Genomic DNA, 12,339 nt, shown 5'->3' with positions numbered 1-12,339 from the left:
CGCGTCAGAAAACGGAAATAAGCGCATTCAAGCCGATTGCAGCGGTCGCAATGGCCTGAACTTGCCCGATCCGACCTTTGCGGTGCTGCGCCACAGATTAATCCCCGGTCAGGTTGATGTGTTCCCAGCCCAACGGCGAGAGATACCTCAACAGCATGTCATCAACACCTTGGCCGTGGTCACGCACAGCGTTTACCACACGCTCCAATTAGACGGTATTCCAAAAAACGATAGCTGCCGTCACTAGATTGAGGCCGCTGGCCTGGTGCATTACTACTCGACACCTGCTCGCGTCGAGTTTGCTCTCTGCCCATAAGCGTCCCAACTATCGACGCTTACCTTGAGCTGATCAGCGACCAGTCCTAATAAGGATGGGGGCGGCGTCTCATCGGCGCCCAGAATGATGCCTGGAAAGCGTAGGTAGCAAAGCTGATCCGCGAAACCCAAGCGATCGCCGCTCCACGTCGTTGTCGAATAATCGAGAGATCAGCGTCGCTGAATGTGTAGTGGCGGATCAACTCGTCTCGGGTGTCTGGCAGCGCGCACAGACCTTCGCGCTTCGGCGGCAGATAGGATCGAACGCTGCGACATATAGCCCCTTCTCTTGAAAGCATTGGCATGTCAGGGCAGATTTACTGTCTACTGACCATAGACGCAAATAGCTATCAATACCGCCCATCTGAAAATATGCATTTATGCATATTTAATCTTGGTGCAATGGCTGTACTTATGTACAGTTGTTGTGCGCATGGGTTCCACCTCCTAAGCACTGCTGTCGTAGGTGGCTTCTCAGGCATGGAACCGGAGAAGCCCAGATATGGGCTTCTGGCTTAAATATCTGCCATTTTTTGGCATTTTGACCTAGTTATGGAGAACGATATGTCAGACGGACCGATGGAAATAGGCCCTGTATGGATTGGGCCAGAGCCAGACTTTGAGGTGGGTGGAGTAGGAGGGAGCACAAACTATAACGCCCCCCCGGAAGGAATGGCGGACCATTTATCAGCAGTAATGGCGGTAACTGATTACACAGAACAAGTCATTAAGTTGCGCGAGGAAGAAATCAAAAAAAGGAATGAAGAAGATATTGCCAATATCGATTCTAAAATCGATCAAGGCATAAAAGGGTCCGGTGGTTCAAATGCGCCAATGAGTTCAGAAACGCCATCTGAAACCATTTTGAAAGAGCTTGGTATCGTTTCCAGGATGAGGGTTGAAGCTCAAGGGTTGGCGAATAATAGATTACAGGAAGCCCAATCTTTCTTCGTTGGTATTCCAATGAAAGATTCGGGTTATGATCTGGTAGACTTTTATCCAAACAACCTTGCGGGCCCTTCTCCAGATTATAAACTGCTAACGGATTGGGCCACTGCGTATTATTCGTATAAAGTCTCTCAAGTTTATTCGGAAATGGCGAACCGGCTAAAAGCGAAAGAGGATGCACTTACCGCTATCGCAGCTGAACAAAGCCGCATTGCCGCTGAAGCTGAAGCACAACGCGTGGCGGAGGCTGAAGCTAAGCGTATTGCCGATGAAGCCGCAGCCGCCGAGGCTGCTCGATTGGCGGCTGAAGCCGAAGCCAAACGTGTTGCAGACGAAGCAGCTGCTGCTGAAGCTGCCAGGATAGCCGCCGAGACGGAAGCTAAGCGGATCGCGGATGAAGCTGCAGCAAGTGAGGCTGCTAGGGTAGCCGCTGAAGCCGCAGCACTTAAAGCAGCTTACACATTCAGGCTTCCCGCAGCCGGTGCTACGCAACTGAGTACGGCAGCAGGCTCTATTGCAGTCACGGCAGGTTCAGGCGTTACGTTGGAGGCCGCGATTCAAGCGGCTAAGGTAGCGCTGGGTACAGTTGTGAGTGCGGCCACGGCTGTCGGTATTGGAGCTTTGATGTATTCAGAGTCTCTTGGCAACGGGGAGCTGCCCGCGACAATGCTGGACCTGCCAGCTAAGGAACTGGCGCCTAGCCTGCCTGATAATCTTCTCGAGGTAGCGGCGGCTGGTGGGACGGTTGATGTGCCATATCGGATTTATGGTGATCAATCGAAGTATTCGGTAGTGGCCACCCAGGTCACTGGTGGACTAGCCCCCAGTGTTCCGGTAAGGGCATTGGTGCTTGATCCTGTGGCCAACGCCTATACGTTTACTACAACCGATACACCGCCGATCACTCTGACATTTCCAATCGCGGTACCAGGTGATAGTTCAACGGCGACCCCAGCGCAACCAGTGGAAAATCCGGTTTATACCGGCATCACGCTGACCCCAATTGAGGTCAAAACTGAGCCGTTTCCGATTGCCAGCCAGTTGACCATCCGAGATGGTATCTACGTGTACCCCGCAGATTCGGGTTTACCGCCGACTTATGCGGTGTTTAGTAGTCCGTATGAAGGCGCTACCACCAAAGGTGAACACAGCGGACGGATGTACAATCCCGACAAAGCGGGAGGCCCCACTCAAGACCTAGACTGGACAACGGCATCAGTGACTCAGGAAGGTATCGACCTGGTCAAGTTGCATACAGGCCGATTTGGACCGTCAGATGCAAATAATTTAATGATTGATCGTTTAGAAAAAATCTTGAGTGGCGAAATCTCTCTTACTGATGTAGATAAACGCTTTTACACCCATGAAATTCGCGAGCTAGAGCGGTATAGAACCTTGGGAGTCGCCGATGGCGTAAAACCGGAAGATGGAACTATATGGAATAGTGCCCATGCTGCCACTTTAGAAGACTACAAGCTAAAAGACGGCTCTGACTTGTTCTATACACCAGAAGCATTGGAAGCAGATAAAATTCAAATCGAGAGGGAAAACAAATGAGTATCATTGACACAATAGTGAAAGAAGAAAATCCGAGAGATGTTATTCTTTTCGTCACGCGAGGCGAAAATGGTATTTCATACCCAATACTTGATCGGCTTTATAACACAAACAACTGGGTGAATATCAGCAACAATCTGGAGCTTATGAAACTAGTTGATAACATGGTTTCAGAGGGGTTGATTGTTAGTAAAAATCTAACTTTGACAAAAGGTCCAAACTGGAAAAACCCAACATTTATAACTGAAAATAAATACATGTTTGAATAATATGTAGCGCCATTTAAAAAAGCCCGGCCTCACGCTGGGCTTTCTTTTTTCACGGACCTTGACAAATTGTTCCATTCTGCGCGGAGAAAACTCCTGAGATTTGTATTTTTAGATATACATAAAATGATGCATCTAGAAGAAATCAGGTCTGGGGAGATTTTCCATTACTGATACGTTCAATTTGATACGTTAATATGTGAACACTCAAAATGATACGAGAGAGTAAAAGCCGCCGTATTCGCTCGTTTGCCGGATGCTCAAAGTAACTATCGCTTCAAAAAGGGCTTCGTATAGTCGCGCTCGATCTACCCACCAGCCATCTGGCGTTGAGAGTCAGCCAGAGCGACGAGTTCACCAGTCGCATGCTTGGCGCGATCAACAACATGATGATAGCCAAGGCACCCTGAGTTTATATGGCTTCGCGCACTTAGCTTTGCCCAGTTCGGCGGCGGGCAAGTACCGGTCATTGAGGTCGCTGTAATCGGCTTAAAGTGCTTTATTTTCCGTTTTCTCATGCGCCCCCTATATACCCTCAAGCTTTGGCCACCAGCCCTCTATCACTCATGAATGCCTCCAGCCGCGAGCGCATCCAGCGCTCCGCCGGGTCGGTGTCGACATGGCTGAGCCACACCATCGACAAATCCAGAGTCGGGGTTTCGAACGGGAACGGCTCGCAGAACAGGTTCCCGCTGGCGGCCATGGCCTGGGCGGTGTAATCGGGCAGGCTGGCGATCATGTCGGTGCCGGCAAGCAAGGCCGGCAACGAGCTGTATTGCGGCACCGAGAGCACCACATGACGTTTGCGACCCACTTCTGCCAGCCACTCATCGGCAAACCCGGCGACGTTGGCGGTGTGGGACACCAGCACGTGGGGCCGTGCGCAATATTCGTCGAGGGTCAGCGGTGTGTCCGAGGCATCGGCGCGCAGCAGGCACGGGCGGATGTGCCGCAACAGCTTGCGCTTGGCATTGGCCGGCAGCCCGCGGGTCTGGGTGATGCCGACGGTAATATCGCCGGAAGCCAACAAGTCCGGAATGCGCCAGTAATCCACATGCTGCACCACAAACACCACCTGCGGCGCCTCCTGGCGCAAGGCGCGCAGCAAGGGTGGCAGCAGGCCGAACTCCACGTCATCGGACAGGCCGATGCGGAAAGTCATGGTGCTGATGGACGGGTCGAAATCATGGGTCAGGCTCAGGGCCGAAGACAGCGAGTCCAGGGCTGGCGACAGGTGCTGGATGATCTCCTCGGCGCGCGCCGTAGGCTCCATGCGATGGCCGACACGAATAAACAGTGGGTCGTTGAACAGGGTACGCAGGCGGTTGAGGGCCGAGCTGATGGTCGGTTGGCCGAGAAACAGCTTCTCCGCCACCCGCGTCACATTGCGCTCGAGCATCAGTGCTTCGAAGACCACCATCAAGTTGATGTCGGCCTTGCGTAATTCATTGCGATTCATCGGCGCCTGCCCCTTTGCCCAAGACAAGCGGCAGTTTAGGAAGGCTGCGGGGCTGCGTCTATGTGCGCACTGTTCAATAAACGGGTTTGGGACTATAAATCAGGTCTTGAAGGTTGCAGGTACCCCCTTGTGCTGGTCATTTTCGCCTTAAGCGTCCTGCTCAGCGGGGCTTTGCTCTGGGCCATCAAATTCATTGTGCACCCCACCGCCAGGACACTGCTGCGCGCATTTGTCGGCTTGTGCCTGGCGGCGGTGCTGGTTTACCTGGTGCTGGCTTCCGGATTCCCCACTTCGTTGCTGGTGTGAGACGCTTCCTGGCCCTGGCGCAGGCGTAAAGCCGACAACGCAGCCACCACCAACACCACGGTAATGACTTTCAAGCCGTTCATGGCATTGCCCGTGCTCATCTCAATGGCGCCCATCACCGACGGCCCGACAAAGCCGCCCAACAACCCGCACGCATTCACAAACCCCAGCCCTCCCGCCAAGGCCACGCCTTTGAGGCGCGAGGCCGGGTAGAGAAACACGATCGACTGCACCACAAAAAACATCACTGCAGACAGGCAAAAACCCAACAGGCTGAACACCGGCCCCGACACCGACGCAATGCCCAGCCCCAATGCCATGGTCAGCAACCCAGTGACCAGCAGCCGGCGGCAACGCCCGGGCGTGGTCGCAAAACGCGGGATCAATACCGCACCCAGTGCCGCCGCGATCCACGGCAACGAGGTCAGCAGGCCGACACTCATGGTGCTCAACTCGCCGTATTTGCTGATGATGCTCGGCAAGAAAAAGATCACGGTGTAGAGGGTGATCTGATGGCAAAAATACACAAAGATCGCCAGCAGGATTTGCGGCGTCAGCCAGTTTTTCAACGCATGGCCGCCCGCCCCCGCACCTTCCTCGGTTTCCTGGGCGATACGCTGTTCAATACCGCGTGCTTCTTCGGCCGACAGCCACGGCGCCTTGCTCGGACGGTCCGGCAACTTGCGCCACACCACCCAGGCAAACGCCACGGCGGGCAGGCCTTCGAGTAGGAACATCCACTGCCAGCCGTGCCAGCCGAGCATACCGTCCATACGCATCAAAGCCGCGCCCACAGGGCCACCGATGATGTTGGCAAAGCACACGCCCAGCAGGAAATACCCGGTGGCGCGCGCCCGCTGTTCGCGGTTGAACCAGTAGGTCAGGTACAGCATGACACCGGGAAATAAACCGGCTTCGGCAATACCCAGCAGCAGGCGCAATACGTAGAACGACGTTTCGCCCTGCACAAACGCCATCGCCGCAGAGATCAGGCCCCAGGTCACCATGATGCGGGCGATCCAGAACCGCGCTCCAACCTTGTGCATGATCAGGTTGCTGGGGATTTCTGACAGTGCATAGGTCAGGAAAAACAGTCCGGCGCCCAACCCGTAGGCGGCGGCAGAAATACCCAAGTCGACGTCCAGGTGATGCTTGGCCAGGGCGATGTTGGTGCGATCCAGAAAGCTCAGAATGTAGGCAATGATCAACAGTGGCATCAACTTGGCAAACATCAGTCTGTTGAGGGCCTGCGGTTCACGGGGTGAACCGGTCTTGACGTGCTTGGGCACTTCGATACGCATGGTGTGATCCCCTTATTGTTGTTGTGCGGGAATGTCGGCCACGTCATGACGCGGCCTTTTTGTCGATAAATAAACGGGATCAGAAATTGACCTGGTCACGCCCCTTGAGCCCGAGGATTTCCCGCGCTTCATCGGGCGTGGCGACGCGGTGGCCGAGAGCTTCGATCACCGTGCGAATGCGCCGTACCTGGTCGGCATTCGAAGCCGCCAGCTTGCCCGGCCCGTCCCACAACGAATCCTCCAGGCCCACCCGTGCGTTGCTGCCCATGGACAGGCCCATGGTCGCCAGCGGGATCTGCCCACGCCCGGCACCGAGGATCGACCACACGTAGTCATCGCCAAACAGGCGGTCAGCAGTGCGCCGCATGTGCGCCAGGTCTTCCGGGTGCCCACCGATGCCGCCACGCAGACCAAACACCGACTGGATAAACAGCGGTGGTTTGAGCAAGCCGCGTTCCAGGAAATGCGCGGCGGTGTAGAGGTGGCCGATGTCGTAGCACTCGATTTCAAAGCGGGTGCGGTTATCGGCACAGGCATTGAGGATGTGGGCAATGTCGCGGAAGGTGTTGCGAAAGATCCGGTCGTCGCTCTCTTCCAGATACGGGCGTTCCCAATCGTGCTGGAACTCGGTAAAGCGGTTGAGCATTTCGTACAGCCCGAAATTCATCGACCCCATGTTCAACGAGGCCAATTCCGGCTTGAACTGCATCACCGGTTGCAGGCGCTCCTCCACGCCCATAGTCGGCGCGCCGCCGGTGGTGATGTTGATCACCACGTCACTGGCCGCCTTGATCTGCGGCAAAAATTCGGCGAACAGCGCCGGGTCCTGGCTAGGGCGCCCATCAATCGGGTCACGGGCATGCAAGTGCACAATGGCCGCGCCAGCTTGGGCGGCGCCGATGGCTGCGTCGGCGATTTGCTGCGCGGTGATGGGCAAATGCGGTGACATCGACGGCGTATGAATGGCGCCGGTAACAGCACAGGTAATGATGACAGGGCGATTTTTGGGCATGACGATTCTCCGACTTTTATTCTTATGAAAAAAATCCTGGGTGCAGCGCGATATGTGCTTGCGTGGCTTACAGGTACTCGACGTTACCGTCGACACTGATCGCCTGGCCGGTCACGTTGCGTGCGGCGGGCGAACAGAGGAACAAGGCCATGGCAGCCACGTCTTCGGCGGTGACCATGCGCTTGAGGGAGATCTTGTTGAGGTATTCCTGGCGCATCTGAGCTTCGGGCACGCCGAGTTGCTCAGCGCGGGCGCGGATCACACCGTCCATGCGCGGGCCTTCGACAATGCCGGGCAGCAAGGCGTTGACGCGGATGTCGCTCTCGCCCAACTCCGAAGCCAAGGATTTCATCAGGCCGACAATGGCCCATTTGGTCGCCGCATAGGGCGTACGCCACGCGTAGCCTAGCCGCCCCGCCACCGAGGCGATATGCAGCAAATGGCCGTGGGACGATTCCTTGAGCAGCGGTACTGCGTGGTGGGCAAAGCGGTATTGGGCCGTGAGATTGATGTTGATGGTGGCTTGCCACTCGGCGTCGCTGATGGTGTCGATACCTCCCGTAGGCCCCGCAATTCCGGCATTGTTGACCAACACGTCCAAACCGCCGAACTGCTCGCGCTGCACCTTGAATACCGCCTCGACCTGCGCGGCATCGCTGACATCGGCGCGGGTCGCGACGCTGCCAGGGTATTTATCCCGAAACGCCGCCAGCGCCGGCTCGCTCACATCACACACATGCACTTGGGCGCCGGCTTCCATATAGGCCGCGGCCAACACTTCACCAATGCCGGCAGCCCCGCCGGAAATCAACACACGTAACCCAGGATAAGGCTGTAGCCGTTGTAGGACACTCATGCACGTTTACCTCCTGATACAGACGACCGCGCACGGTCGTTTTTGACGAGCAAGCGCGCCAGGGAATCGGCGGCCTGCATGATGTCGTCGGTCACCGCTGCCCGCGCGCCGGCGCCATCGCGGGCAGCCAGGGCTTCAACGATGCGCGTATGCGCTTCCATCGAACGTTGCAGGTGGGCTTTATCGGGGGCGACCAGGGCAAAACACGGCCCCATGTGCAGCCAGAAATTCTCCACCGCTGCCATGGTCAATTCGGCCTGGGCCACTGCATAAATGCGACGGTGAAAGGCGAAGTTGGTCCACAGGTAGCGGGATACGTCGACCTCATCGGCGGCGTGTTGCATCTGGTTGCACAGATCGGTGATTTCGTCGAGGTCGTGTTTTTGCAGGAGCAGCACGGCTTTTTCCGCCAGCAAGCCTTCAAGGGCTACCCGCGTGTCGCGAATTTCACGCAAGCGTTCGGCGGTCATCAAACGCACTCGCAGGCGGGAAGTTTCGGTGACTTCAAAGGCGTTTTCGGCGCTCAGGCGTTGCAACGCTTCACGTACCGGCATGGGGCTGGAGCCGAGCGCTTCGGCGAGGCCACGGATGGTGAGTTTCTGGCCAGGCTGGAAACGGCCACTCATCAGCGCTTCGCGGATCTGGCGGTAGACCTGGTCTTGCAAGGTATCGCGGGACACCTGACGCAAGGTGGGCAGGAGGAGCGGACCATCGGTCATGAGGCAAAACCTGTGTTGTGGTTGTTATGGCCTCAATATGTGATCACAAATCAAATATGTCAAATGATTTCCCGCCAATGAGCGTGAGCACATAGACATGTGGGAGCGGGCCTGGCCGCGATGCAGTGGGTCAGTCACACATTGGTTGACTGACACACCGCCATCGCGGGCAAGCCCGCTCCCACAATTTGACCGCGTTTGACCTGTTACTCAGGGTTTGAGCGGACGCTCCTGGTCACGCTCGGAAAGCTCGGTGCCGTCGTCCGGATGCTTCCAGGTTTGCGGCTTTTCTTCTTCAGGCTTCTGCCGATGCTCTTCACGCTCCGGCTCGTGGTGCTGCTTCTGTTCGTTCCCCATAAAGCTCTGCGCCCATAAGAATTGGATACAGCTTCAAGCATAGAACACAGCAGGCTGTTTTGAAGCCGGCCCAGATTGATAGCAAATACGCATCAATTCATCCAAATTAGTCACTTATCATTTCTAAATGTGTCAGCCACTATCCCAAGTCTTAAGCGAAACAAGCACTTTAAAAAGAACGCTGGAGACACAAAACCATGACGACCCCTTCCCGGCCTGCGGCTGCCCCCTCCAAAGTAGGCGCTGTATTGCGCGTTACTTCGGGCAACTTCCTCGAACAGTTCGACTTCTTTCTGTTCGGTTTCTATGCCACCTATATCGCTGCCGCGTTCTTCCCGGCCGCTAATGAGTTTGCGTCATTAATGATGACCTTCGCCGTGTTCGGCGCTGGCTTCCTGATGCGTCCATTGGGCGCGATTATTCTGGGTGCCTACATCGATGACGTGGGCCGTCGCAAAGGCTTGATCGTGACCTTGTCGATCATGGCCAGCGGTACGCTACTGATCGTGCTGGTGCCGAGTTATCAGACCATCGGCCTATGGGCACCGTTTCTGGTGCTGTTGGGGCGCCTCCTGCAAGGCTTCTCGGCCGGCGCGGAGCTGGGTGGCGTGTCGGTGTACCTGTCCGAAATGGCTACGCCGGGCCGTAAAGGCTTCTACACCAGCTGGCAGTCGGGCAGCCAACAGATCTCCATCGTCGTCGCCGCGGCCCTGGGTTATGGCCTGAACGTGTGGATGGAACCTGCGGTGGTGGCCGATTGGGGCTGGCGTATTCCGTTTGCCGTCGGTTGCGTGATCATTCCGTTTATCTTCGTGTTGCGTCGCAACCTGCAGGAAACCGAAGAGTTCGCCAACCGCAAGCATCGCCCGACCATGCGTGAAGTGATGGCGACCCTGGTGAAGAACTGGACCGTGGTCATCGGCGGCATGCTGATGGTGGCCATGACCACCACCGCGTTCTACCTGATCACTGTGTACGCACCGACCTTCGGCAAAACCGTGTTGCACCTGAGCACCTCGGACGCCCTGCTGGTGACCTTGCTGGTCGCGATTTCGAACTTCTTCTGGCTGCCAATCGGCGGCACGTTAAGCGACCGCTTCGGCCGCAAACCGGTGCTGATTGCCATGACAGTGCTGACTGTCCTTACGGCTTATCCGGCATTGTCCTACGTGGTCAACGCACCAAGCTTTGCGCACATGCTGGAAACCCTGCTGTGGTTCTCGTTCCTGTATGGCATGTATAACGGCGCGATGATCCCGGCGTTGACTGAAATCATGCCGGTGGAAGTGCGTGTGGCGGGTTTTTCCCTGGCCTACAGCCTGGCGACAGCAGTGTTCGGTGGCTTTACCCCGGCGATCTCCACCTGGTTCATTCACATCACTGAAGACAAGGCTTCACCTGCGTATTGGATGATCTTTGCCGCGCTGTGTGCATTGTGTTCGACCCTGGCGTTGTATCGCCGCGCCAATACCCGTGGCCAAGTCCTGCAGGAGGCCGCGCAATGAAGCCGCTGTTCAAGACCCTCACCGCTGTCGTCCTCGGCACCCTGGCGCTGGCCGCCCAGGCTGAGCAACTCAAAGTCATGACCTCGGGCGGCTTCACCGCCGCGTATAAGTTGCTCGGCCCGCAATACGCCAAGCAAAGTGGTGACACCCTCGAGACCATTCTTGGCCCGTCCATGGGCAAGGCGCCGGAAGCGATTCCCAACCGCCTGGCCCGTGGCGAGCACGCCGATGTGGTGATCATGGTCGGCTATGCCCTGGACGAATTGATCAAACAAGGCAAAGTCGACCCCGCCTCCCGCGTGGAATTGGCGGACTCGCGGATCGGCCTGGTGGTGAAGGAAGGTGCGGCCAAACCTTCGATCAATACCGACGCCGAGCTCAAGGCTGTGCTGAACCAAGCCAAGTCGGTGGCCTATTCGGATAGCGCCAGCGGCGTGTATGTCGAGAAGCAATTGTTCAAGAAACTCGGCATGCCGGCCAAGGGCACCATGATCGAACGCGTGCCGGTGGGCGAGCAGGTGGCCAAGGGCGATTACGAGGTCGGCTTGCAACAAGTGGCGGAGCTGTTGCCAGTCAAGGGTGTAACGTTTGTGGGCAAGATCCCGGAAGACGTGCAGTCGGTGACGCGCTTTGCCGCGGGCATTCCGGTGAACGCCGAACACCCGGAGCAGGCCAAGGCGCTGTTGCAGTTCATGGCATCGCCCGAGGCCCAGCCAGAGGTGCAATCCACCGGCCTGGACTCGGTGTCACGCTGACCGGAACGGCATCTCCCGCACCAACCGCTCCAACTCCAGCGCCGCCGGTGGCAATGTCCGCCCGCGGCGCTTGATCAAGCCCACATTGCGCAGCACCTGGGGCTCCACCAGCGGCACACTGACCAGAATCGGGTGAGTGTGCGCCGGCATCGCAATCGACGGCACCATCGCTACGCCCAACCCTGCCTCCACCAGCCCGATCATCGTGGTCACGTGGTGCGTCTCGCAGATACTCGGCTTTTTCACCCGCACCCCTCGCAGGGCCTGGTCGAGCAGGAAGCGGTTGCCCGACGTCTTATCCACCTCGATGTAGTCATGCTCATAGGCCTCGGTCCAGCTCACGCTGTCACGCTCAGCCAACGGGTGGTCACGCCGACACGCCAACACATAGCGCTCCTGCAACAGCAACTCGAATTCCACCTCATCGGCCAGGCTGCCGCTGAAACTCACACCAAAGTCCGCCTCGCCGCTGGCCACCGCATTGCACACCTCGCCGGCACTGGCATCCAACACCCGCAGGCGAATCTTCGGGTACAGCTTATGGAATTCGGAGATCACGTGGGGCATGAAGTAGTACGCGGTAGACGGCACGCAGGCGATGGTGACGTTGCCCATGCGTGTGGACGCGACGTTGCTGATGCCCATCAAGGCGATGTCCAGATCATCGAGCATTCGCTCCACCTGGGGCAAAAACGCACGCCCGACCATGGTCAGGCTGACCCGCCGCGTGGTGCGTTCGAACAGCTTTACATCCAGCGCGGATTCGAGCTTTTCGATACGCCGGCTGAGGGCCGGTTGCGAGATACGGATGGCCTCGGCAGCGCCACGAAAACTGCCCTTGTCCACCACGGCGCGGAAGGCTTGGAGGTCGTTGAGGTCGAAGTTGATGATCACGGGAGGCTGGCCAAAGGTGGTCGAGGTGACAAGCATTATCGTATGGGAGCCGGTGGGACGCCATGTATGCCGAGACGGTTTGCCGAGAT

Annotated in this window: 12 protein-coding genes and 3 pseudogenes; 6 read left to right on the top strand and 9 right to left on the bottom strand. The window is 57.1% G+C overall.

Going from position 1 to position 12,339, the window contains the following annotated elements; genetic code table 11:
• Nucleotides 1-27: 27 nt before the first annotated feature.
• A pseudogene (locus BT199_RS09620) lies at nt 28-268 on the bottom strand (Tn3 family transposase); the annotation flags it as partial.
• A 20-nt stretch (nt 269-288) separates the two neighbouring features.
• Nucleotides 289-591, bottom strand: a pseudogene (locus BT199_RS09615) (DUF4158 domain-containing protein); the annotation flags it as partial.
• Between the two features lie 288 nt (nt 592-879).
• Between BT199_RS09615 and BT199_RS09610 the strand changes: the two are divergent.
• From BT199_RS09610 to BT199_RS27420, 3 genes and pseudogenes are all read left to right on the top strand, one after another.
• On the top strand, nt 880-2,820 hold the full coding sequence (locus BT199_RS09610; protein ID WP_256575943.1) for an S-type pyocin domain-containing protein: 1,941 nt from the start codon (nt 880-882) through the stop codon (nt 2,818-2,820).
• Entirely contained in the window at nt 2,817-3,089 is a 273-nt protein-coding gene (locus BT199_RS09605) for a hypothetical protein (protein ID WP_072434358.1), read from the top strand. Before BT199_RS09610 ends, BT199_RS09605 begins: the two co-directional genes overlap by 4 nt.
• Before the next feature lie 278 nt (nt 3,090-3,367).
• Nucleotides 3,368-3,481, top strand: a pseudogene (locus BT199_RS27420) (resolvase); the annotation flags it as partial.
• Nucleotides 3,482-3,621: 140 nt separating this feature from the next.
• Here the strand turns inward: BT199_RS27420 and BT199_RS09595 are convergent.
• Nucleotides 3,622-4,545, bottom strand: a complete 924-nt coding sequence (locus BT199_RS09595; protein WP_014717462.1) for a LysR substrate-binding domain-containing protein — start codon at nt 4,543-4,545, stop codon at nt 3,622-3,624.
• 129 nt (nt 4,546-4,674) lie between these two features.
• On the opposite strand from BT199_RS09595, the gene BT199_RS27230 reads away from it, so the two are divergent.
• Nucleotides 4,675-4,851 (top strand): hypothetical protein, encoded by a 177-nt coding sequence (locus tag BT199_RS27230; protein ID WP_155766211.1) that lies wholly within the window; start codon nt 4,675-4,677, stop codon nt 4,849-4,851.
• On the opposite strand, the gene BT199_RS09590 is transcribed toward BT199_RS27230, so the two are convergent.
• The 5 genes from BT199_RS09590 to BT199_RS27225 all read right to left on the bottom strand — a co-directional run bounded on the left by BT199_RS09590 (nt 4,806) and on the right by BT199_RS27225 (nt 9,096).
• Nucleotides 4,806-6,152 carry an MFS transporter gene (locus BT199_RS09590; protein ID WP_019818444.1) on the bottom strand — a complete coding sequence of 449 codons (1,347 nt, stop codon included), beginning with the start codon at nt 6,150-6,152 and terminating at the stop codon, nt 4,806-4,808. The two genes, BT199_RS27230 and BT199_RS09590, sit on opposite strands and share 46 nt — an antisense overlap.
• Nucleotides 6,153-6,231: 79 nt before the next feature.
• Nucleotides 6,232-7,164, bottom strand: coding sequence for a 3,5-dioxohexanoate:acetyl-CoA acetone transferase (locus tag BT199_RS09585; RefSeq protein ID WP_019818448.1), 933 nt, complete (start codon nt 7,162-7,164; stop codon nt 6,232-6,234).
• Nucleotides 7,165-7,231: 67 nt separating this feature from the next.
• Entirely contained in the window at nt 7,232-8,020 is a 789-nt protein-coding gene (locus tag BT199_RS09580) for an SDR family oxidoreductase (RefSeq protein ID WP_014717459.1), read from the bottom strand.
• The gene (locus BT199_RS09575; RefSeq protein WP_014717458.1) at nt 8,017-8,739 is read right to left on the bottom strand and encodes a GntR family transcriptional regulator; all 723 of its coding nucleotides are present in this window, start codon (nt 8,737-8,739) and stop codon (nt 8,017-8,019) included. Before BT199_RS09575 ends, BT199_RS09580 begins: the two co-directional genes overlap by 4 nt.
• A 210-nt stretch (nt 8,740-8,949) precedes the next feature.
• Nucleotides 8,950-9,096, bottom strand: coding sequence for a hypothetical protein (locus BT199_RS27225; protein WP_014717457.1), 147 nt, complete (start codon nt 9,094-9,096; stop codon nt 8,950-8,952).
• 197 nt (nt 9,097-9,293) lie between these two features.
• Here BT199_RS27225 and BT199_RS09570 point away from each other — a divergent pair, with 197 nt between their 5' ends.
• Both BT199_RS09570 and BT199_RS09565 read left to right on the top strand, forming a co-directional pair.
• The gene (locus BT199_RS09570) at nt 9,294-10,601 is read left to right on the top strand and encodes an MFS transporter (protein ID WP_014717456.1); all 1,308 of its coding nucleotides are present in this window, start codon (nt 9,294-9,296) and stop codon (nt 10,599-10,601) included.
• Nucleotides 10,598-11,356, top strand: coding sequence for a substrate-binding domain-containing protein (locus BT199_RS09565; protein WP_072434357.1), 759 nt, complete (start codon nt 10,598-10,600; stop codon nt 11,354-11,356). Before BT199_RS09570 ends, BT199_RS09565 begins: the two co-directional genes overlap by 4 nt.
• Here BT199_RS09565 and BT199_RS09560 read toward each other — a convergent pair.
• Nucleotides 11,348-12,250 carry a LysR family transcriptional regulator gene (locus tag BT199_RS09560; RefSeq protein WP_020301045.1) on the bottom strand — a complete coding sequence of 301 codons (903 nt, stop codon included), beginning with the start codon at nt 12,248-12,250 and terminating at the stop codon, nt 11,348-11,350. The genes BT199_RS09565 and BT199_RS09560 overlap by 9 nt on opposite strands.
• Nucleotides 12,251-12,339 lie beyond the last annotated feature (89 nt).

The organism is Pseudomonas sp. NFR02, from assembly GCF_900119375.1.
Classification (GTDB): domain Bacteria; phylum Pseudomonadota; class Gammaproteobacteria; order Pseudomonadales; family Pseudomonadaceae; genus Aquipseudomonas; species Aquipseudomonas paracarnis.
Note: the sequence above shows the minus strand (reverse complement) of the source record. Positions and strands in the feature narration are given on the sequence as shown.

Coding starts and splice junctions, on each gene's coding strand:
- BT199_RS09610 (WP_256575943.1), top strand. CDS start 880: ATGTCAGACGGACCGATGGAAATAGGCCCTGTATGGATTGGGCCAGAG.
- BT199_RS09605 (WP_072434358.1), top strand. CDS start 2,817: ATGAGTATCATTGACACAATAGTGAAAGAAGAAAATCCGAGAGATGTT.
- BT199_RS09595 (WP_014717462.1), bottom strand. CDS start 4,545: ATGAATCGCAATGAATTACGCAAGGCCGACATCAACTTGATGGTGGTC.
- BT199_RS09590 (WP_019818444.1), bottom strand. CDS start 6,152: ATGCGTATCGAAGTGCCCAAGCACGTCAAGACCGGTTCACCCCGTGAA.
- BT199_RS09585 (WP_019818448.1), bottom strand. CDS start 7,164: ATGCCCAAAAATCGCCCTGTCATCATTACCTGTGCTGTTACCGGCGCC.
- BT199_RS09580 (WP_014717459.1), bottom strand. CDS start 8,020: ATGAGTGTCCTACAACGGCTACAGCCTTATCCTGGGTTACGTGTGTTG.
- BT199_RS09575 (WP_014717458.1), bottom strand. CDS start 8,739: ATGACCGATGGTCCGCTCCTCCTGCCCACCTTGCGTCAGGTGTCCCGC.
- BT199_RS27225 (WP_014717457.1), bottom strand. CDS start 9,096: ATGGGGAACGAACAGAAGCAGCACCACGAGCCGGAGCGTGAAGAGCAT.
- BT199_RS09570 (WP_014717456.1), top strand. CDS start 9,294: ATGACGACCCCTTCCCGGCCTGCGGCTGCCCCCTCCAAAGTAGGCGCT.
- BT199_RS09565 (WP_072434357.1), top strand. CDS start 10,598: ATGAAGCCGCTGTTCAAGACCCTCACCGCTGTCGTCCTCGGCACCCTG.